The 18,847-nt window shown below is 73.6% G+C and carries 17 protein-coding genes and 1 pseudogene; 7 read left to right on the top strand and 11 right to left on the bottom strand.

Features of this window, described 5'->3' with window-relative positions:
• Window positions 1-20 precede the first annotated feature (20 nt).
• Together ACWD0A_RS10970 and ACWD0A_RS10975 are read right to left on the bottom strand one after the other, a co-directional pair.
• A complete protein-coding gene (locus ACWD0A_RS10970) occupies window positions 21-1,217 on the bottom strand; it encodes an acyl-CoA dehydrogenase family protein (protein ID WP_451296809.1) in 1,197 nt (398 codons plus the stop codon).
• Between the two features lie 474 nt (window positions 1,218-1,691).
• Window positions 1,692-2,219 (bottom strand): winged helix-turn-helix transcriptional regulator, encoded by a 528-nt coding sequence (locus tag ACWD0A_RS10975; protein WP_451296739.1) that lies wholly within the window; start codon window positions 2,217-2,219, stop codon window positions 1,692-1,694.
• Between the two features lie 156 nt (window positions 2,220-2,375).
• Between ACWD0A_RS10975 and ACWD0A_RS10980 the strand changes: the two genes are divergently transcribed.
• Window positions 2,376-2,891 carry a DUF309 domain-containing protein gene (locus tag ACWD0A_RS10980; RefSeq protein ID WP_451296741.1) on the top strand — a complete coding sequence of 172 codons (516 nt, stop codon included), beginning with the start codon at window positions 2,376-2,378 and terminating at the stop codon, window positions 2,889-2,891.
• Between the two features lie 95 nt (window positions 2,892-2,986).
• Here the strand turns inward: ACWD0A_RS10980 and ACWD0A_RS10985 are convergent, their stop codons facing one another.
• The 3 genes and pseudogenes from ACWD0A_RS10985 to ACWD0A_RS10995 all read right to left on the bottom strand — a co-directional run bounded on the left by ACWD0A_RS10985 (window position 2,987) and on the right by ACWD0A_RS10995 (window position 6,228).
• On the bottom strand, window positions 2,987-3,358 hold the full coding sequence (locus ACWD0A_RS10985) for a DUF488 domain-containing protein (RefSeq protein WP_451296743.1): 372 nt from the start codon (window positions 3,356-3,358) through the stop codon (window positions 2,987-2,989).
• Between the two features lie 186 nt (window positions 3,359-3,544).
• A pseudogene (locus ACWD0A_RS10990) lies at window positions 3,545-4,849 on the bottom strand (MFS transporter).
• Between the two features lie 2 nt (window positions 4,850-4,851).
• On the bottom strand, window positions 4,852-6,228 hold the full coding sequence (locus tag ACWD0A_RS10995) for a hypothetical protein (RefSeq protein WP_451296745.1): 1,377 nt from the start codon (window positions 6,226-6,228) through the stop codon (window positions 4,852-4,854).
• A gap of 185 nt (window positions 6,229-6,413) precedes the next feature.
• Between ACWD0A_RS10995 and ACWD0A_RS11000 the strand changes: the two genes are divergently transcribed.
• On the top strand, window positions 6,414-6,803 hold the full coding sequence (locus ACWD0A_RS11000) for an SsgA family sporulation/cell division regulator (protein ID WP_451296747.1): 390 nt from the start codon (window positions 6,414-6,416) through the stop codon (window positions 6,801-6,803).
• A gap of 197 nt (window positions 6,804-7,000) precedes the next feature.
• Entirely contained in the window at window positions 7,001-9,424 is a 2,424-nt protein-coding gene (locus ACWD0A_RS11005) for a SpoIIE family protein phosphatase (RefSeq protein WP_451296749.1), read from the top strand.
• Window positions 9,425-9,722: 298 nt separating this feature from the next.
• Here the strand turns inward: ACWD0A_RS11005 and ACWD0A_RS11010 are convergent, their stop codons facing one another.
• Window positions 9,723-11,093 (bottom strand): glycosyltransferase 87 family protein, encoded by a 1,371-nt coding sequence (locus ACWD0A_RS11010; RefSeq protein ID WP_451296811.1) that lies wholly within the window; start codon window positions 11,091-11,093, stop codon window positions 9,723-9,725.
• Between the two features lie 173 nt (window positions 11,094-11,266).
• Here ACWD0A_RS11010 and ACWD0A_RS11015 point away from each other — a divergent pair, with 173 nt between their 5' ends.
• Both ACWD0A_RS11015 and ACWD0A_RS11020 read left to right on the top strand, forming a co-directional pair.
• Window positions 11,267-12,478, top strand: a complete 1,212-nt coding sequence (locus ACWD0A_RS11015; RefSeq protein WP_451296751.1) for a molybdopterin-dependent oxidoreductase — start codon at window positions 11,267-11,269, stop codon at window positions 12,476-12,478.
• 5 nt (window positions 12,479-12,483) lie between these two features.
• Window positions 12,484-12,912: a hypothetical protein gene (locus ACWD0A_RS11020; protein ID WP_451296753.1), complete on the top strand. Its 429-nt coding sequence runs from the start codon at window positions 12,484-12,486 to the stop codon at window positions 12,910-12,912.
• On the opposite strand, the gene ACWD0A_RS11025 is transcribed toward ACWD0A_RS11020, so the two are convergent.
• Genes ACWD0A_RS11025 through ACWD0A_RS11035 form a run of 3 tightly spaced genes read right to left on the bottom strand, consistent with a single transcriptional unit; the run spans window position 12,891 to window position 14,916 of the window.
• Entirely contained in the window at window positions 12,891-13,592 is a 702-nt protein-coding gene (locus tag ACWD0A_RS11025) for a class I SAM-dependent methyltransferase (RefSeq protein WP_451296755.1), read from the bottom strand. The two genes, ACWD0A_RS11020 and ACWD0A_RS11025, sit on opposite strands and share 22 nt — an antisense overlap.
• A complete protein-coding gene (locus tag ACWD0A_RS11030; RefSeq protein ID WP_451296757.1) occupies window positions 13,589-14,218 on the bottom strand; it encodes a TIGR04282 family arsenosugar biosynthesis glycosyltransferase in 630 nt (209 codons plus the stop codon). The genes ACWD0A_RS11025 and ACWD0A_RS11030 overlap by 4 nt, the downstream gene beginning before the upstream one ends.
• Entirely contained in the window at window positions 14,215-14,916 is a 702-nt protein-coding gene (locus ACWD0A_RS11035) for a glycosyltransferase family 2 protein (RefSeq protein ID WP_451296759.1), read from the bottom strand. The genes ACWD0A_RS11030 and ACWD0A_RS11035 overlap by 4 nt, the downstream gene beginning before the upstream one ends.
• 115 nt (window positions 14,917-15,031) lie before the next feature.
• Here ACWD0A_RS11035 and ACWD0A_RS11040 point away from each other — a divergent pair, with 115 nt between their 5' ends.
• On the top strand, window positions 15,032-15,754 hold the full coding sequence (locus ACWD0A_RS11040) for a response regulator transcription factor (RefSeq protein WP_451296761.1): 723 nt from the start codon (window positions 15,032-15,034) through the stop codon (window positions 15,752-15,754).
• Window positions 15,751-16,869 carry a sensor histidine kinase gene (locus ACWD0A_RS11045; protein ID WP_451296763.1) on the top strand — a complete coding sequence of 373 codons (1,119 nt, stop codon included), beginning with the start codon at window positions 15,751-15,753 and terminating at the stop codon, window positions 16,867-16,869. The genes ACWD0A_RS11040 and ACWD0A_RS11045 overlap by 4 nt, the downstream gene beginning before the upstream one ends.
• A gap of 30 nt (window positions 16,870-16,899) precedes the next feature.
• Here the strand turns inward: ACWD0A_RS11045 and ACWD0A_RS11050 are convergent, their stop codons facing one another.
• Together ACWD0A_RS11050 and ACWD0A_RS11055 are read right to left on the bottom strand one after the other, a co-directional pair.
• Window positions 16,900-17,961 (bottom strand): NAD-dependent epimerase/dehydratase family protein, encoded by a 1,062-nt coding sequence (locus ACWD0A_RS11050; RefSeq protein WP_451296765.1) that lies wholly within the window; start codon window positions 17,959-17,961, stop codon window positions 16,900-16,902.
• 226 nt (window positions 17,962-18,187) lie between these two features.
• Window positions 18,188-18,775 carry a DM13 domain-containing protein gene (locus tag ACWD0A_RS11055; protein ID WP_451296767.1) on the bottom strand — a complete coding sequence of 196 codons (588 nt, stop codon included), beginning with the start codon at window positions 18,773-18,775 and terminating at the stop codon, window positions 18,188-18,190.
• Between the last annotated feature and the right edge of the window lie 72 nt (window positions 18,776-18,847).

An 18,847-nucleotide genomic window follows, 5' to 3' on the forward strand; every position in this document is an offset into this window, starting at 1 on the left:
CGCTGTCGCTCGCGCGCGCCTCAGCCGGTGGGCGCCATCCGTACAGCGTCCGACAGCCGTTGCGACCACTGGCCCTTCGCCGTGCCGAGCGCGACCTCGGCCAGGCGGAGCAGCTGGACGTCGGAGGTGCCGGCGGGCGCGAACATGTGAAGGGCGTCCCGCATGTAGCGCTCGATGGGTCGGTCCGTGAACAGCCCGGCGGCGGCGTGGATCTCCATGGCGTTGCGGGCGGAGTCGATCGCCGACTCCACGTTCACCAGCTTGGCGTTCATCAGCTCGGCGTCGCAGGACATGCCCGCGTCGAGCAGGTGGACCGCGTGGTACGCGGCGAGCCGTGAGGTCATCAGCCGCGACTGCATCGTGCCCAACTTCAGCTTGACGGACGGAAGTTCGTGCAGCGGCCTGCCGTAACGGTGGCGCTGCTCGCAGAAGCGCGTGGTCTCCTCCAGGATCGCCTGGTGGATGCCGAGGGACACGGCGGTGAGGTTGGCGCGCCCGTACAGCACGCTGGAGGAGTACGCGACGGACAGTCCGTCGCCCTCCTCGCCGAGGCGGTTCGCGGCGGGGACGCGGCAGTTGTCGAAGAACAGCTCGCCGAAGCTGAAGCCGTGCAGTCCCATCGTCGGCTTCTGCTCGCCGATGCGGAACCCCGGCCGGCCGGACTCGACGAGGAAGGCGGTCAGCCCGTGCGAGCCCGGACCGGTGCGGACCACGACGCCGTGCAGATCACCGACATGACTGTTGCCCACATATACTTTCCGGCCATTGAGGACGTAGTCGTCGCCGTCGCGCACGGCGGTGGCGCTCATGCCGAGCACGTGTCCGCCGGACTCCGGCTCGGTGACGGCGATGGTCGGCAGGCATTCGCCGGCGGCTATCGCGGGCAGCCAGGTCTTCTTCTGCTCGTCGTCGCCGAAATGGACAATCTTGGCGACGCCGAGCTGCGACGCCTGCACCATGGCGCCCATCGCTCCGCTGACCCGTGACAGCTCCTCGATGATGAGGGTCTTGGCGAGGTGGCCGAGGGCCATGCCGCCGAAGTCGGCGCCGATCGTGACGCCGAGCCAGCCCTGCCGGGCGATCAGCAGGGAGAGGTTCCTGTCGACCGCGCGAGTCGCCTCCATGGCCGGAATACGCGGGCGCACCTCCCGTTCGGCGAAATCCCTCACCTGGGCGCGCAGCTGGTGATGCAGTCGACTGGCGAAATAACCGTCCATCGCGAGCTCCCCTCCGCGTAACGCCTGTTCGCGCAGTTGTGCGAGCAGGTGGTGCATCGGCAGTGGCCCCGTCCCGAACAGGCCGACCACTTCAGCCTGTTGACCCTTCCCGACGGGAACAAGGCCGATACCAAGTTTGGCCGAAATTCAGAGCGTTGACGTTTGATTGGAGATATGAGCTGTGTGGGTACAGCCCCTCTCCGTCGCTGCTCGGGACCATTCCCCCTGGTCCTTTTCCTGCCACATGCCAGCGGCAAAAGACGTGGAGGCGGGGGCTGAAATCGCCGTGGGGGACACCTCGGATTGCGCAGGAGTGCTATCGGTGAACATCCGCACGATCAATACAGCGCCCAACGGGACCGAAAACTGACCTTGTCCGTTACGGGTTTTGCTGTGGCGCCGGAATTCCACAGTGCCGTGCCGTGAGTTTCGATCACCACGCAACGGTGCTCGGCCTTGCCCGCGGCCGATACCTCACTCCGCGGGGCCGCCGGGCGGATCTGTTGCGACCGGGCCGCCGCGGTCCCAGCCCGGGCTGCGCACCGTCAGGCGCAGGTCGTCCGGGGAGACCTCGGCACCGCAGTGGCGGCAGCTGTGGACCATGTCCAGTTCCTCGCCGCAGGAGTGGGTGAAGACGGCGGGCGGCTCGTCCACGAGCCAGCGGTCGCCCCAGTCGCGCAGCGCCGTCAGCACGATCAGCAGGTCGCGGCCCGCGTCGGTGAGGTGGTACTCGAACCGGGGCGGGTGCTCGCTGTACCGGCGGCGGGTGAGGACGCCCACCGCCTCCAGGTGACGCAGGCGTGCGGTCAGGACATCGCGCGGGGCGCCGGTGTTGCGGGCGATCGCACCGAAGCGGTGGTTGCCGAAGCTGATCTCCCGGACCGCGAGCAGCGCCCACTTCTCTCCGACCGCCTGGAGCGAGACGGCGATCGAGCAGGGCCTGCCGCGCGAGTCCATGGTGAGTGCGGCGGCCGGTCCGTCCTCGGGCGTCGGTGCCTTCATGCTCCTAGGTTGCCACATCCAACTCACTCCCCTGGCGTCACACCCGTCGGCGGCGACAGGGGCGTGGCTCCTGCGGCGGCACCCCCGCCCGGCGGCGGGCTCCGGCGCCTGAGTGCCGCCGACGAGGGCGTCGGTCGGGCGGGGGACAATCGCCGTATGGACGAGCAGCGCAGTGCCGGGCCCCGCCGCGACCGCGACGCCGAGGGCCGCGCCCGCAGTGCCCGGCCCCGCGACGGTCTCGGGCGCCCCCTCCCGTACGGCGCCCCGGGGGTGGAGCGACAGCCCGAGGGCGTGCGGCGCACCGGCCCCGAGACAGTGGCCGAGGCGCAGCGGCTGCTGGACGGGGGTATGCCGTTCCACGCCCACGAGGTCTTCGAGGACGCCTGGAAGTCGGGCCCTGTCGCTGAACGGGAGCTGTGGCGGGGGCTCGCCCAACTGGCGGTCGGCCTCACGCACGCCGCCCGCGGCAACACCACGGGCGGCGCGCGGCTGCTGCTGCGCGGAGCGGAGCGGATCACGCCGTACCAGGGACCGTACGGGATCGACGTTCCGGGCCTGGCTCGGTGGGCCCGGGAGCTGGCGGACGCCCTTACGGGCCCGGTGGACCCGGTGGCCGAGGCCCCGCAACTGACAGGTGGTCCGGCGGACCGGGTGCCGCGCCCCGGCACGTGACGTACGCGGCCCGGCACCGCGATGGGTTGGGCCGGGCGCGGTGCGGTCAGCCGCACGGGCCGGGGTGCTGTACGGGCCGGCGTGGGTGATGCGGGCTAGCGGCGCCCGCGGAGCAGGCGCAGCAGCACCGACGCATGGCTGACGTCCGGGTCCTTGGCCGCCGTGAGCAGGGTCAGCGGTCCGTCGGCCGCGAGGCCCCTGAGCCGTTCCAGGGCCTCGGCCGCCTCGGGCTCGGCGAGTTCCTCCTCGTAGCGCCTGCAGAACTCCTCGTACGTCCCGTCCGGGCCGTGGTACCAGCGGCGCAGTTCCGTCGACGGGGTAAGCGCCTTGGGCCATTCGTCGACGCGCGCCTCGGTCTGGGCCAGTCCGCGTGGCCAGAGCCGGTCGACGAGTACGCGCACGCCGTCGTCCGGGTCGGGCGTCTCGTAGACCCGGCGGACCTTCACCCTGTCGGAGCGTCGCTGCATTCCTCCAGGGTCACCGCTCGGCCGCCAGGACGCAGCGGAACGTGGCCGTACGGTCCACGCCGGATCCGCGCCGATCCCGAGCGCGGGAAACAGCACCGTCTCGACGCCCGCCGCACTCCGCCCCGCCGCACCGGCCCCGCCCGTCGAACGCGCCCCGGCGCCGCCGTCCGCCCGGCGCCCCTTGCGTCAGGCGGGCTCCTCGGCGTGTGTGTCCGGCAGCCGCAGCAGGCACAGCAGGCTCACCAGGCACACCCCCACGAGGTAGGCCGCCACCGCCCACGGCACGCCGTCGCCCGTCGTCTGCGCCAGCCTGCTGTTGATCAGGGGCGTGAGCGCTCCGCCGAGCACGGCCCCCAGGTTGTACGAGACCGCCGTCCCCGACGTACGCAGCCCTGGTGCGAACAGCTCCGGGATGTACGCGCCCTGCACGCCGAGCATGGTGATCAGGGCGAGGAGCATCACCGTCGTGCAGGCCCACAGGGCCGGCAGGCCGCCGGTTCCCAGCAGCGCCAGATAGGGCACGGCTGTGACGCCCATGGCCACACAGCCGGCGATGCTCAGGGGTGCGCCTGCCGTAGCGGTCGCCGAGCGCGGCGGCGACGGGAGTGGCGGCGGCCATCACGGTCATCCCGCCATCAGGCACAGCAGCGTCCCTGTGGCGGTGAAGCCCGGGCGGCCCGCGAGGTGGGACATCGCCCAGACCGTGGCCGTGTAGTGCACCGCGTACGTGCACGTGACCGCGCCCGCCACGAGCAGGACGCGTCCCCGGTGCCGCCGCAGGACGGTCCGCAGCGGGGAGCGGGCGAGGGCGTCGTCGCGCGCGAGCCCCTGGAAGACCGGCGTCTCGGCGATCCTGGACCGCAGGAGGAAGCCGATCAGGGTGAGGAGCCCCGCGCACCAGAACGGCACGCGCCAGCCCCAGGCCAGGAACTGCCCCTCGGTGAGAGCCGCCGAGAGCGCGAGAACGCAGCCGTTGGCGAGCAGGAAGCCGATCGCCGGGCCGGTCTGGGGGTACGAGGCCCACAGCCCGCGGCGGCCGGCCGGCGCGTGCTCGCCGGCGAGCAGGACCGCCCCCGTCCATTCGCCTCCGATCCCCAGCCCCTGGACGAAGCGGAGGACGACGAGGCAGACGGGCGCGGCGACACCCAGCTCCCGGTAGCCGGGCAACGGTCCGATGGCGAACGTGGCGAGACCGGTGACCAGCACCGTGGACTGCAGGACGACGCGCCGGCCCAGCCGGTCGCCGATGTGGCCGAAGAGGACCGAGCCGAGCGGGCGCGCCACGAAGCCGGTGGCGAAGGTCCCGAACGCGGCCAGCGTCGCCGCCGCCGGCGCGAAGCCGGGGAAGAAGACGGGGCCGAACACGATCGCGGCGGCGGTGGCGTAGAGCGCGAAGTCGTAGAACTCGATGACCGTGCCGACGAGTGCCGCGCTCGTGACCCGGTTGACGGATGCCGGTGTCCGTACCGGGCGCTCGGTCGGCTGCCGGATGCTCACACGTCCTCCTCGGCCGTCCACAGCCGCACGCGTTCCTCGAGCTCGACGGCGGCCTGCACCCTGCGCTGCCGGTACGGGGCCAGCTCGCGCCGCATTCCGGCGACCGCGCGCGTGACGCGGGTGGAGCGCACCCCGTCCATCAGCTGCAGCGCCTGATCCCAGGTGGCGCACGCCTGCTCCACCAGGCCCTGCCGGCACTGCATCCTCCCGGCGTGCGCGACGCTGAGCGCGGTGATGCGCCGGTGATCGCCGCCGGGGCGGCTCCACACGGACTGGCTGAAGTGGCGTTCGGCGACGTCGTAGGAGCCGAGGTGCTCGGCTGCCTTGGCCGTGTGGTTGCCCACGCAGGCGCTCGCCGATCCCCACAGCGCCGCCCAGAACGGCATCTCCCGCTCGTCCGCGCCGTCCACGAGCCGGGCCGCGCGCGCCGCCTCCGCGACGGCCTCCTTGCCCCGGCCGGCCATGGCGAGCGCGCGGGCGCGCGTGGCGACGTACAGGGACTCGGTCGCCGGGTCCGTACGGCCCCGCACGCGCCGGAGCGCTTCGTCGAGGAGGTCGAGCGAGTGCTCCGGGCGGCCCACCTCCATGCCGTGGTGGGCGAGGACGCGCAGGACGAACGCGCCGTGCAGCTCGTCGTCCGCCTCGTGGGTGAGGGCGTACGCCTGGAGGTAGTAGCGCTGGGCGAGTCCCTGTTCACCGGCGTCGTACGCCTTCCAGTCGGCCAGGTAGGCCGCGCACGCCCCGGCCGACAGCATCTGCCGCTTGAGTTCCCCGGTCCGGAAGCGGGCGCGGCACAGCGCGGCGACGTCGCTTCTGAGGTACTGCACCAGCGCCGCGCGTCCGTGCTGCCCGCCGAAGCGCTCGTCGACGACGGTGAACAGCCGGGTCATCTCGCGCACGGCAGCTACCTCCGTCTCTCCGGCGGTGCCCGTGCCGTGCCCCGCGTCTCCCGGCTCCGTGCGGGGTGCGCCCGCTGCCAGGGGAAGGGCGGCGGCGACGACGCTGTAGGGGACGGTGCGGGACCAGGGGCTGCGGTCGATGTCCGCCGCGGTGAGGGCGTCGAGGACCTCCAGCGGGTCGCGGTCGTCACCGGGCCGCGGAAGGGGGTCGTCGTCGGCCTCGGGCGAGGTCAGCAGGCCGAGCTGGACCGGTGACACCGGCAGCGGCAGCCGCCGCGACAGCGCCTCGGCGATGAGCTGGGCGGTGGCGCGTCCCGGTCGGGTGCCGGCGATCCAGTGGGCGACGGCGGAGGAGTTCGTGCGTACGGGGGTGCCGTTCTCGGCGGCGAGGGCGCGGATCTGGCGGGCGAGCTCGGCGTAGCTGTAGCCGGACTCGCGCACGGCGCGTGCCAGCCGCTCGTTCTTGGGGCGCACACGGCACTCCGTTCTGCTCCGGGTCCGGTTTAAGCGGTCTAAGCGACCCTGCCGCCGACGGACGCTATCCAGGGCGCGTGCGGTGCCGTTGATTCCTCGTCAGAAGACCGCACGCATGGGTGAGGAGCTCGCCAAGTGCCTGCACGCACGGTTTCCGGGAGGATGCGCCGGATGCGCGCACGGTCGTGGAGCGCGAGCTGGAGTTCGAGCTCGTGCTCGGCGCCCGGCCGGCCGCGCGCACGCCGGTGACCGTACCGACCCGACTGGTCTACCGCGTCAGTGATCCGTACGCCGTGCACATCGCCTTCCACATCGACACGCCCGACCCCGTCAGCTGGACGTTCGGGCGGGACCTGCTCATCGACGGGGTGTACCGGCCGAGCGGCGAGGGCGACGTGCGGATCTGGCCCGCCACCGTCCACGAGGAGCGCAGCGCGATCTGCCTCTTGCTGTCGGCGCCGGACGGGAACACCGTGCTGCGGGCTCCCGCCGTGGCGCTGACGGCCTGGCTGGAGCGGACGATGCGGCTGGTGCCGCCCGGCGACGAGCGGCTGGTCGTCCCGGCAACCCCCTGAACCACCGCCATCGCGGCATTACCTCCACAGGTGGATCTTTCGCTCACTTGTCCAAGGACGGCTGCCGTCGGCCGCCCGCGCGGGCATCATTCAGTCCCTGCTCCTTGGTCCTGACGCCTGACTAGCTGCGAACGTCCGGTGAACGGCAGCATGGGAGAGAGGGCGACGCCTGTCCGCGTACGGAGGCGGTACAAACTTTGACAAGGCAAGACTTTGCGTTCCGCGGGGCCGAGCTGGCAGCTGTCTACGTGCTGGCCGAGGAGGGCGACGGCCTGCGCCTGGCCGAGGTCGCCGGGGACCGCGGTGGGACGCACGGGCTGCCGACGCACGTCCCTCTGACCGGCCGCTCCCCGGCGGCGGACGCCTTTCGCGCGGGCCGGCCGCTGTGGCTCGGGCCCTCGGACGTCGCCGCGTACGGGGTGGGCGGGGACGCGCCCCTCCTCCACCCCGGATCGGGCACCTCTCCCCGCCCGCTGTCGCTGGGGGCCCTGCCGCTGGGCCGCGGCGCCACGGAGCTCGGGTGCCTCGTGGTCGCCGGGGACGTCGGCGGCGGCTTCGACGCCGACAGCCGCACACTGCTGGAGCTCTACGCCGACCAGGTCGCGGCCGGGCTCGAATCGGCCGCGGCACGCTCCTCCGGCCGCGCCCCGCACCCGCGCTCGCACGGCCCCTCCCTGGTGCCGCCGCAGGGCGGTGCGTTCACGCTGACGCTGAGCACGGGCGCGATGGACGCGGATCCCCAGATGCTGAGACTGCTCGGCATGGCGCCCGAGCGGTTCGACGGACGGGCGGAGACGTTGCTGGCCTGCGCGGTGCCGGACGACGTGCCGGCGCTGATGGACATCGTGGAGCCGGGCCGACTGGCCGAGGCGGGGGGCCAATTGGCGTTCCGTGTCCGGCGCCCGGGTGGCGAGCTGCGCTGGCTGGGACTGCGGTGCCGGCTGCGGTTCGGCCCCGACGGAACACCCGAGCGCATACTCGGCGTGGTGGCCGACGCGGCCTACCTGCGGCCCACCGCCGACGAGGTGGCCGTCGTGCAGGAGCTGTCGGCGAAGCTGGCGGGAGCCACGACCGTACGGGAGGTCAGCCGGCTCGTGGTCTCGGCGCTGAGCGGCCCGCTGCGCGCGGACCGGATCGCGATGGCCGAGCTGGAGGGCGACCGGCTCTTCGTCACCGTCCTCGACCCGCCGGACCACCATGCCTGGCCGCAGGTGTGGCAGTCCGAATGGCGCTCCGAGTGGCCGGACGCGTCGTGCCACGCCCTGCCCACCCTGCAGAACGCGCTGCGCGACGGCCACGTGAGCCTGTGGACCTCGGGCACCGGTCTGGAGCCGGGTCTGGCCGGAATCGGTCCGGGCGGTCTGGCGGTGCTGCCGCTTCCCGCGGACGGGCGCATGGTCGGGGTCTGCCTGGTGGGGTGGGGCGCGCCGCACGAGTTCGGCCCGGAGGAACGGTCGCTGCTGACGGCCGTCGCGGGCCTGGTGGGCCAGGCCCTGACCCGCGCGCACGCCCTGGACGCGGGCCACGAGCTGGCGACGATGCTCCAGCGCAGTCTGCTGCCGCGGAAGCTTCCGGCACTGGCCGGCGGGGTCGCCGTCGCCCGCTACCTGCCCGCCACGGTCGGACTCGAGGTGGGCGGCGACTGGTACGACGTGATCCCGCTGAGCGACGAGCACGTGGCCCTGGTCATCGGCGACGTCCAGGGCCACAGCGCCGGTGCCGCGACGATCATGGGCCAGATGCGCACGGCCGTGCGCGCGTACGCGGTGGAGGGGCATCCGCCCGACGTGGTGGTCGCCCGCGCCAACCGGCTGCTCGTGGGCATGGAGACGGACCTGTTCGCCACCTGCCTCTACGCGGACCTGGACATGGAGGAGGGCATCGCCCGGTTCGTACGGGCGGGGCACCTGCCGCCCGTGCTGCGCCACCCCGACGGGACGACACAGGAGCTCGCGGTCGAGGGAGGGCCTCCGCTGGGGGTGCTGGCGGACTCCGAATTCCCCATGACCGAGGCCGGGTTGGCCCCGGGGACGCTCCTGACGATGCTGACGGACGGACTCGTCGAGTCGGCGCATCTCGCGCTCGAGGACGGCATGCTGCGGGTGCGCGAGGTCCTCGCGGACGCCGACCCCGCCGACACGGGGCGGGTCGCGGACCGGCTGCTCGGCAGCGCCGACGGCCGCGACGACGACGTGGCCGTGCTGTTGCTGCGCTACGACGGCACCCGCGCCCGGCCCCGGCGGACCCACTGGACGGTGTGGCGGCTGCCGGACGCGGTGATGCACGCGCGCCGCTTCACGGCGCGGACGCTGAGGTCGTGGGATGTGCGGGACGAGGTGGACGTGGCCCTGCTGGTGGTGTCCGAGCTGGTCACGAACGCGATCGCGCACACCAGGGGCGAGGTACGGCTCAATCTGACACTGTCGGCGGACCGGCTCCGTATCGCGGTGAACGACGCGTCGCCGCGCAGTCCGGTCAAGCCGGCCAACGTGGACTGGGAGGCGACCGGCGGCCGGGGCCTGCTCATCGTCGAGGCGATGTCGGCGGCCTGGGGCTCCGTACCGCTCAGCGGCGGCAAGCAGGTCTGGGCGGAGATCCCGGTGACGCCGGCGGACGCCTGAGGGCGGCGCGTGGGGGCCGGAGGCGCCTGGGCTGATCCGCCGGACTCCCCCCAGCCGTCGGCGGCGGCCAGACCGTCGAGCAACCCATCCACTCCGGCGGTGAGTTGCTCCTCTCCGCCTCGGTCGGCCAGTTCCTGCCGCATGCAGCAGCACGAGCAGGCGCTCGTGCATCCGCAGCACCGCATGGGGCCGGCACGTCAGAGGGGTCGTCAGCGTTCGCGCCGCGTACAGGGACACGACGTTCGGATGCACGACCGCGACGCATTCCCCGGACCCGGTTCGGATCACATGTCTGCCATCAGTCCGTGGTCCGAGACCAGGGCCGGCGGACCCACCCGACCGCGCTGCGAGCCCGTACTGGCCGCTTGGAGCCCCCCGGCGCACCCGGTGAGGAGCGGGCCGCCCCACCGCAGGCGACGGCCAACGCGGCGAGCGCGTACGCGATCGTGCCGGGGTCGGGGACCGCCCGGGCGGTCAGGTAGGCGGCGGCGCCGGCGACGGCGATGCCCAGCCACTCCCACCGGCCGTCGAGCGCGACGAGGGCGACCAGCAGCAGGGCGTACCAGGAGTAGCCGGGGGTCGTCAGGAGGAAGGCGGTTCCGGTGACCAGGAGGGCTCCGCTCCAGGGGCGCCCGGGGTCGCCGCGGCGGATCGCGTACAGGCTCACGGCGAGCATGACGGTGATCACTGCGGGCACGGACCAGGAGTCGGGCAGGACCAGGCGCAGGAGGGCGTAGCGGTTGTCGGCGGAGGCGTCCTGGTAGCCCTCTTCCTCGGCGTAGCCGCCGAGATAGCCGAGGACGGAGGAGTGGGAGAGGAGGACGTACGGGAGGTAGAGCGCGGCGAGCACGGCGGCGGCGGGGAGCAGGGTCGCGGCGGCGTCGCGCCCGCGGCGTACACCGGACAGGGCGCCGGGGATCAGGATGGCCGGCAGGAGTTTCGCGGCCGTGGCCAGGCCCAGGAGAGCGCCTCCGACGGCACGGTGGCGGACTGTCAGGCCGAGTGCGGCGGCGCAGAGCAGGACCGCGAGGGCGTCGGCGTGGGCGTTGTTGACGGCTTCGACGGGAACAGCCGGGCACCAGGCCCAGTAAGCGGCGTTGCGCGGGTCCCCCCTGCGGCGCAGGATCCGTAGCAGCACCAGGGTGGTGGCGAGAGCCAGGACCGCTCCGCCGGTCTGGAATGCCTTGTGGCGGACGCCGTCCGGGGAGACGGCGTGTACGAGGAAGAAGTAGAGCTCGCCGGCCGGGGGATAGACGGTGTGGACCTGGGGGCGGTTGATGCGGGTGCACACGCCGTCGGAGACAGCGGCGAGGTCCGGCTTTCCGCAGTCGGGCCCCGTGGGGAAGAGCCAGGTGTCGCGGAGCGGCACGAGCGCGGGATCGGCGGGGGCGTGGTCGTAGGGGGAGATGCCCGCGGCCTGCACCCGGCCGTCCCAGGCATAGCGGAACGAGTCGGTACTCGTCCGGGGCGCGGCCGCGAGTCCGGTGGCGGCCACCGCGATGCCACCGGCGACGACGAGGGCGACGGTGTGCCGGGCGGGCGCCCTGCGGAAGGTCCAGGCGGCCGCCGCGAACAGGGCCCAGGAGGCGGCGTACCACCAGGACAGGCCGGCCAGGCCGGCGAAGTAGCCGTCCTTGCGGACGGTGAGGACGAGCACGGCGGCGAGCATGGCGAGGAGCACGATGGTGGCCACCGTGGCCCGGGGGGTGGTGGCAGGCGGGTGGGTCACGCGTTCACCCTGGCAGCGCGCGGGCCGTCGCCGACGGTGGCACGGCAGGGCGTCCGTATTTCGTAAGGTGTCGGACCCGTCCGCGCGACCGGTGGGCGCGGTTGCATGAGTGCATGGGATCCCGAATCGGCCGGTACCGGAACCTTCCGGCCTTCAGACTGCCCGCACTCCGGCTGCCTCACGTGCGCCTGCCCGCCTTCCGCCCACCGGTCTTCTCGGGGCGTCTGCATGATCCGCGCACCGCCACGGCGCTCGGGCGGTGGCTCGGCGTGGCGCTCGCCGTGTGCTTCCTGACGGGGCTGATCAGTCACTTCCTGCAGAGCCCACCGGTCTGGCTCGCCGATCACCTGCCCTCGCGGCCGGTGTGGGGGTACCGGCTGACGCAGGGGCTGCACGTCGGTGTGGGGCTGGCGGCGATCGTGCTGCTGCTGGCGAAACTGTGGGCGGTCTACCCCCGGCTGTTCGTGTGGCCGCCGGTCCGGTCGGTGCGGCACGCTCTGGAGCGGCTGTCGGTGGCGGTGCTGGTGGCCTCGGGCGTGTTCCAGGTGCTGACCGGCCTGTTGAACATCGCCGAGTGGTACCCGTGGCCGTTCTCCTTCGTGCCGGTCCACTATGCCGTGGCCTGGGTCGTGGCCGGGTCCGTGCTGCTGCATCTCGCGGTCAAGGCACCCGAGATCAGGGCCCATTGGAGCAGGCGGTCCGCGGGAACGCTCGCGCTGCCGGACGAGGAACAGGACGGCCCTGACCGCAGGGCGTTGCTGCTCGGGGTCGGGGCGGCCGTGGGCGCCATGACCGTCACGACGGTCGGCCAGTCCTTCACCCCGCTGGCCTCCGTCGATCTGCTGGCGCCCCGTCATCCCGGTCACGGGCCCCAGGGCCTGCCGGTCAACCGGACGGCGGCCGCCGCCGGGGTGACGGACGCCGCGGTCCGGGACTGGTCCCTGGAGGTGCTGGGGCCCCGGCCGTACCGGTTGACCCTTGCCGAACTGGGCCAACTGCCCCCGTTCCGGGCGCGGCTGCCGATCGCGTGCGTGGAGGGCTGGAGCGTGGACGCCTGGTGGAGCGGTGTACGGATCCGGGACCTGATCGAGCGGGCGGGAGCCCTGCCGGACGCCGGGGTGCGCGTGGTGTCCCTCGAAGTGCGGGGGGCGTACCGGGTGATGGACATGGGACGGGAGTACGCGCAGGACCCGCTGACGCTGCTGGCGCTGCGGCTGAACGGCGAAGTGCTGTCGGCCGATCACGGCTTTCCCGCGCGGATCATCGCGCCGAACCGGCCCGGTGTGCTGCAGACGAAGTGGGTCACCCGGCTGGAGGTGCTGTGAGGTCCGTGTCCGTGGTCCGTTACGCGCTGGGCGCGCTGGGCCTGCTGCTCATCGGGATCGGCGGCCGGCACCTGGCGGCTCGGCCCGACCCGTACGACGTCCTGCTGTGGATGGCGGGCGCGCTGGTGCTGCACGACGGTGTGCTCGCGCCGGTGGTGCTCGCCGTCGGGCTGCTGGTCGCGGCGGTACCGGCGCGCCCCGTCGTGCGCGGCGCGCTCGTGACCGGCGGGGCGCTGGTGCTGGTCACCCTGCCGCTGCTGCTGCGGCCGGGAGCTCCGCCCAACCCTTCGGCCCTGCCCCTGCCCTACGTACGCAATCTGCTGCTCGTCCTGGCGGTGGTCGCGGGGGTCGCGCTGGCCTGGGTGGGCCTGACCCGCCTGCGGCGGCGGGTCAGGACGTCCCGGGCCGGCCCTCAGGCCCCGCCGGAGGGCTGAGGGCAGGGCACGAGTTCGGCGAAGTGCCGACCCGCCGCCGTCCAGACGTGGGCGGCTGCCCACCCTGCCCTGCCGACATGGCGGAGCAGGGCATCGGGGCCGACTCGGGCCCAGGGAAAACGGGTGCCGAGGCCGCCGCGCCCGTCGTCCAGCCGCACCTCGCAGCGCTCGTCCACCTCGACGGCGGCGGCCTCGGCTATGAGCCGCCCATGGGGAGCGAGGATCCCTGCGGTCCGCCGCAGCAGGGCCACGGGGTCTCCGCCGATGCCGATGTTGCCGTCGACGAGCAGGGCCGTGGTCCAGCGGCGTTCGCCGGGCAGGGGCTCGAAGACGGACCGGCACAGGGCCATGCCGCCGCGGCGTACGGTCCGTCTCACCGCGGCCGGACTCACGTCCACCCCGAGCGCCCTGTGGCCTCGCTCGGCCAGCGCGGTCACGAGCCGGCCCGGACCGCAGCCGATGTCCAGAACCGCGCCGCTGCACCGGGCGAGGACGCTCTCGTCGGCGGTGTCCGCGTCGGCGCACCAGCGTTCGACCTCCAGGGGCAACAGCCAGCCGTCGTCGCGGCGCAGGAAGAGCGGGCCGTGCCCTGCGCGCAGCGCGCAGGCGTAGGGCTCGTCCCGCCAGGCAGGAGCGGGTGTTGTGCCGGTCCTGTCGCCCGCGGCGGCGGGGGCCCTCATCGCACGGTCCGCGGGGCTCCGGTCAGCCGGTGATGCACGGCGGCGAACCGTCCGGTGGGGGCCTCGCCGGCCACCGCGGCCGCGTCGGCGGCGGTGTCCACGTCCCGCAGGCGTGGCAGGAGCCCGGTCCTCAGCCCGGCCGCACGCAGGCGCTCGTACTGCACCGCGCCGGTCTCCGGTACGGACATCGGTACGCCGAGAAGCAGCGCGGGGTCGGGCGTGGCCAGGCCCAGGGCCCAGAACCCACCGTCGGCGGCCGGGCCGAACCAGGCGTCGTGACCGCCGAAGTCCAGGGCGGGGGTGAGGAGGCCGGGTGTGACCTGCGGGGTGTCCATGCCGATCAGCAGCGCCGGGCCGGTGCAGGCGGCGTAGGCGGCGGCGAGCCGCTCGTCGAGGCCGCCGGCGCACTGGGGCAGGACCTCGAAGCCGGGCGGCAGCCAGGGGCCCGGGGAGCCGTCCAGGACCAGGACGTGCCGGTCGGCGGGGGTGACGGCCACTGCCGCAAGGGTGTCGGTGAGGGCGGCTTCGGCCAGGGCCGCCGCCTCCTCGGCGGTGAACGGCGGGGTGAGACGGGTCTTCACCCGGCCGGGCAGGGGTTGCTTGGCGATCACGAGCAGGGTGGTCACCGGACGCCTCCGAGGGCGGTGGTGTGCGGGGGCTCGGCGAGGACCGCGCGCATGTCGCGGACCGCCTGCCACGTGCCCCGCCAGGTGCCGGTCACCTTGGACTTCCCGGTGCGGGGCAGGTAGGGCACGTCCTGCTCCCGGACCCGCCAGCCCGCATCAGCGGCCCGGACGACCATCTGGAGCGGGTATCCGGAACGCCGGTCGGTCAGGTCCAGGCCGAGGAGGGCCTCGCGGCGCGCCGCTCGCACAGGGCCGAGGTCGTGCAACCGCAGCGCGGTGCGGCGGCGCAGCATCCGGGTCAGGGCGAGATTTCCGGCGCGGGCGTGCAGCGGCCAGGCACCCCTGCTCCGGGGCCGCCGGCGGCCGAGCACGAGATCCGCCTCACCCGCGGCGACGGTCCGGACGAAGCCGGGCAGCAGGCCGGGGTCGAGGGAGGCGTCGCAGTCGCAGAAGCAGACGAACTCGGCCTCGGCGGCCAGCAGTCCGGCATGGCAGGCCGCGCCGAAGCCGCGCCGGGGCTCCGGAACGACGGTGGCTCCGAGGGAGCGGGCGATGCCGGCCGATCCGTCGGTGGACCCGTTGTCCACCACCAGGGCCCGCCAGCCGGCCGGGATGCGGGCGAGGACCCAGGGCAGGGCCCCGGCCTCGTTCAGACAGGGAAGGACGACGTCCACGGTGTCAGCGGTCACGACTGCCACCGTAGGAACTCCCGGCAGACATAGCGGACATCGACTCCTTACGAAAAACGGACACGTCCGTACGGCGTGATCCCGGAGAGGACACCGGGAGGCAGCCGGTGCAAGGCTGGATGCCATGAGTACGCGAACGCCGCCCGCCCGGATCCTCGTCGTCGACGACGATCCGACCGTCGCCGAGGTCGTCACCGGCTACCTGCACCGCGCCGGCCACAGCGTCGACCACGCCGCCGACGGCCCCACCGCCCTCGACCGGGCGGCCCGCCACCCGCACGACCTGGTCGTCCTCGACCTCATGCTGCCCGGCATCGACGGACTGGAGGTCTGCCGCCGCCTGCGCGCCGACCGTCCCGTTCCGGTGATCATGCTGACGGCCCGCGGAGACGAGGACGACCGGATCGCGGGCCTGGAACTGGGCGCGGACGACTACGTCACCAAGCCGTTCAGCCCGCGCGAACTGGTCCTGCGGGTCGAGTCCGTGCTGCGCCGCAGCCGCACCGCGGCAGCGGCAGGGGGCGGCGGGCAGCCGGTGCCGCGCCGGGCCGGGATCCAGCTGGATCCGGAGACCCGGCGCGCCACCAAGGACGGGCAGCCGCTCACCCTCACCCTGCGGGAGTTCGATCTGCTCGCGCACTTCCTCACCCACCCCGGGCGCGCGCACAGCCGCGAGGAGCTGATGCGGGAGGTGTGGGGCTGGGACTTCGGTGACCTGTCCACCGTCACGGTGCACGTCCGCCGCCTGCGCGCCAAGATCGAGGACGACCCGGCAGCGCCCCGGCTGATCCAGACCGTCTGGGGCGTCGGCTACCGCTTCGAGCCGACGGAGGAGGGGAAGCCGTGAACGACATCCTGCTGATCGCCCTCTTCGCCTTCGGCGGAGCGGCCTGCGCGGGTGCGCTCGGCGCCCTGGCGCTGCGCCTGCTCCGGTACCGGTCGGTCGCCGTGTCCCTGGCCGTGGTCGCGGCGGTCACCGTCACCGCCATGCTCGCCGGCACCCTCGCCGTGGCCTGGGCGATGTTCCTGTCCCCGCACGACCTGGCCGTCGTCACTCTCGTCGTCGCCATGGCCGCCGCCGTCTCCCTGGCCACCGCACTGCTGCTGGGCCGCTGGGTGGTGGCCCGCAGCCGGGACCTCTCGCGAGCTGCCCGGGACTTCGGGGACGGTGGCGGTTTCGCCGCCCCTCCGGCGCGCGCCACCGCCGAACTGGCCGACCTCACCCGCGAGTTGGCCGCCACGAGCGCCAAACTCGCGGCCTCCCGTGAACGTGAACGCGCACTGGATTCCTCGCGCCGCGAGCTTGTCGCCTGGATCTCCCACGACCTGCGCACCCCGCTCGCCGGACTGCGCGCCATGGCCGAGGCCCTGGAGGACGGCGTGGCTACCGACACCGCCCGCTACCACCGGCAGATCCGCACCGAGGTCGAACGCCTCGACGTCATGGTCGGCGACCTCTTCGAGCTCTCCCGCATCCACGCCGGCGCACTGGAGTTGACCCCCAGCCGCGTCTCCCTGCGGGACCTGGCGGCCGACGCCCTCCTCGGCGCCGACCCGCTCGCCCGGGAACGCGGCGTACGGCTGCTCGGCGAGGACATCGCCCACGTACCGGTCGACGTGGACGGCAAGGAGATGACCCGGGTCCTCGCGAACCTCCTCGTCAACGCCATCCGCCACACTCCGGCCGACGGCACCGTTGCCGTGACCGTCGACCGGCGCGAGGACACGGCCGTGCTGTCCGTCACCGACGGCTGCGGCGGCATCGCCGAAGAGGACCTGACGCGTGTGTTCGACACGGGCTGGCGCGGCAGCACCGCGCGGACGCCCCCGGCCGGCGCCGGACTCGGGCTCGCGATCGTACGCGGCATCGTCGAGGCCCACGAGGGACGGGCCGAGGTGTGCAACGTGCCCGGCGGCTGCCGTTTCGAGGTGACCCTGCCGCTGGCCCGCGCCGGCGCCTGACCAGCGCCCGCGCCCGGGAACAGGGTCCGGCTACCCGAGCCCGGCGGAGGCCCGTTGGGCGGCCCGCGCGAACTCGGACATGCCCTCGGCGAAGCCCACTTGCGGCCGCCAGCCCAGTTCACGGCGCGACCGGGACGAGTCCGCGGTGATGTGCCTGACGTCGCCGAGCCGGAACTCGCCGGTCACCACCGGCTGCGGCCCGCCGTGTGCGGCTGCGAGCACCGCCGCCATTTCCCCGACCGTGCGCGGTTCGCCGCTACCCACGTTGTAGGCGGCATGCCCGTCCGCGGACCTTCCTCCGAGGCCGGCCAGCGCGGCCACGTTGGCCCGGGCCACGTCCCGTACGTGGACGAAGTCCCGACGCTGCCCACCGTCCTCGAACACACGCGGAGCCTCGCCGAGGGCCAGGGCGGACCTGAAGAACGACGCCACGCCCGCGTACGGGGTGTCCCGTGGCATCCCGGGACCGTAGACGTTGTGGTAGCGCAGCGAGATCGCCCGCCCGCCCGTCGCGCGCGCCCAGGAGGCCGCCAGGTGCTCCTGGGCCAGTTTCGTCGTCGCGTACACGTTCCGCGGGTCGACGGGCGCGTCCTCGGCCACCAGGCCCGGTACGAGCTCCTCACCACAGCGTGGACAGCACGGTTCGAACCGTCCCGCCTCCAGGTCCGCCACGGCCCGCGGTCCCGGCCGGATCACCCCGTGGGCGCGGCACTCGTACCGGCCCTCCCCGTAGACCACCATCGACCCCGCCTGCACCAGGCGCCGCACCCCGGCCTCGGCCATGCCCGCCAACAGCACCGCGGTCCCCAGGTCGTTGCAGGCCACGTAGGCCGGGGCGTCCGCGAAGTCCTTCCCGAGGCCCACCATCGCCGCCTGATGGCACACCGCCTGTACCCCGCGCAGGGCGGAACGCACGTCCTCCGGGGCACGGACGTCACCCCGGACGAACTCGGCGATCGGCAGCTCGGGAGCGGTGGGGTGCGCTGCGGGCAGCAGCGCGTCCAGCACCACCGGCTCGTGCCCCTCGGCGGCCAGCGCGGCCACCACGTGCGAGCCGATGAACCCGGCTCCTCCTGTGACAAGTACTCGCATGCCCCGCACGCTACGGCGACCGGGCTCGGCCGCGGCCGTTCCCGCACCGGGCCGTAAGGCTTCCGTCACCACCCGGCGCGACGGGCGAACCGGAGTGCCTGCTCCGCGGACGTCCCCCGGGCCGGTTCAGGCGGACGTCCCCCGGGCCGGTTCAGGCGGACGTCCCCCGGGCCGGTTCAGGCGGACGTCCCCCGGGCCGGTTCAGGCGGACGTCTCCCGAGCCGGATCAGGTGGCCGTCAGCCGGGCCGCGCCGAAGGAGACGTCGAAGCGGTCGCACCAGATGGTGACGCTGGTGTACTCGGACAGCTTCAGGTCCGCCGGGATCGGGTAGTTCTGGTCGCCCTTGTTGCCCTTGAGCTTGCCCAGGCCGACGTACTTGCCGTCGTCGAAGACGTGCCAGCCCGCCTTGCCTTCCTTCACCGGGGCATCGGTCAGCCATACCTTCAGGTCCGGCCCGTTGCTGGTGTCCAGCCCCTCCAGCCGCAGGGTGTGCGAGCCGTCCGGCAGCCGCACGATCTTCGCGGTGCCGGTGGTGGTGTGCTCGTGGCTGACCAGGTCTCCCTGGGCAAGGGTCCGAGGGACGGGCGACTCCGAGGGTGCCGGCGCCCCGGAGGCGGCGGCCGACGTGCTCGGCGCTGTGGTGGGCAGGGCTTCGCTGACCGTCTGGTCCTGCCACAGCTTCCACGGCTGGAACCAGTACAGCCCTGCGGCCGCCACCACAAGCGCCACTGCCACCGCCACGATCGCCAACGGCCGACGCCGCCCGCCTTCACGTTCCACCACGCGCTCCCTCGCTCGTCGTTCAGTACGCATTCAACGTCATCGGGAGCACGCGGCCCAGAGAGGTGCCCATGACGGAAGTCTTACGGCAGTTGCCCGGGCCAC

The sequence above is a fragment of the Streptomyces sp. NPDC002867 genome (assembly GCF_053591895.1).

Bases quoted from the DNA above. Each gene is read 5' to 3' on its own strand.
- ACWD0A_RS10970 (WP_451296809.1), bottom strand. From the start codon at position 1,217: ATGGACGGTTATTTCGCCAGTCGACTGCATCACCAGCTGCGCGCCCAG.
- ACWD0A_RS10975 (WP_451296739.1), bottom strand. From the start codon at position 2,219: ATGAAGGCACCGACGCCCGAGGACGGACCGGCCGCCGCACTCACCATG.
- ACWD0A_RS10980 (WP_451296741.1), top strand. From the start codon at position 2,376: ATGGACGAGCAGCGCAGTGCCGGGCCCCGCCGCGACCGCGACGCCGAG.
- ACWD0A_RS10985 (WP_451296743.1), bottom strand. From the start codon at position 3,358: ATGCAGCGACGCTCCGACAGGGTGAAGGTCCGCCGGGTCTACGAGACG.
- ACWD0A_RS11010 (WP_451296811.1), bottom strand. From the start codon at position 11,093: ATGCTCGCCGCCGTGCTCGTCCTCACCGTCCGCAAGGACGGCTACTTC.
- ACWD0A_RS11015 (WP_451296751.1), top strand. From the start codon at position 11,267: ATGGGATCCCGAATCGGCCGGTACCGGAACCTTCCGGCCTTCAGACTG.
- ACWD0A_RS11025 (WP_451296755.1), bottom strand. From the start codon at position 13,592: ATGAGGGCCCCCGCCGCCGCGGGCGACAGGACCGGCACAACACCCGCT.
- ACWD0A_RS11040 (WP_451296761.1), top strand. From the start codon at position 15,032: ATGAGTACGCGAACGCCGCCCGCCCGGATCCTCGTCGTCGACGACGAT.
- ACWD0A_RS11050 (WP_451296765.1), bottom strand. From the start codon at position 17,961: ATGCGAGTACTTGTCACAGGAGGAGCCGGGTTCATCGGCTCGCACGTG.
- ACWD0A_RS11055 (WP_451296767.1), bottom strand. From the start codon at position 18,775: ATGCGTACTGAACGACGAGCGAGGGAGCGCGTGGTGGAACGTGAAGGC.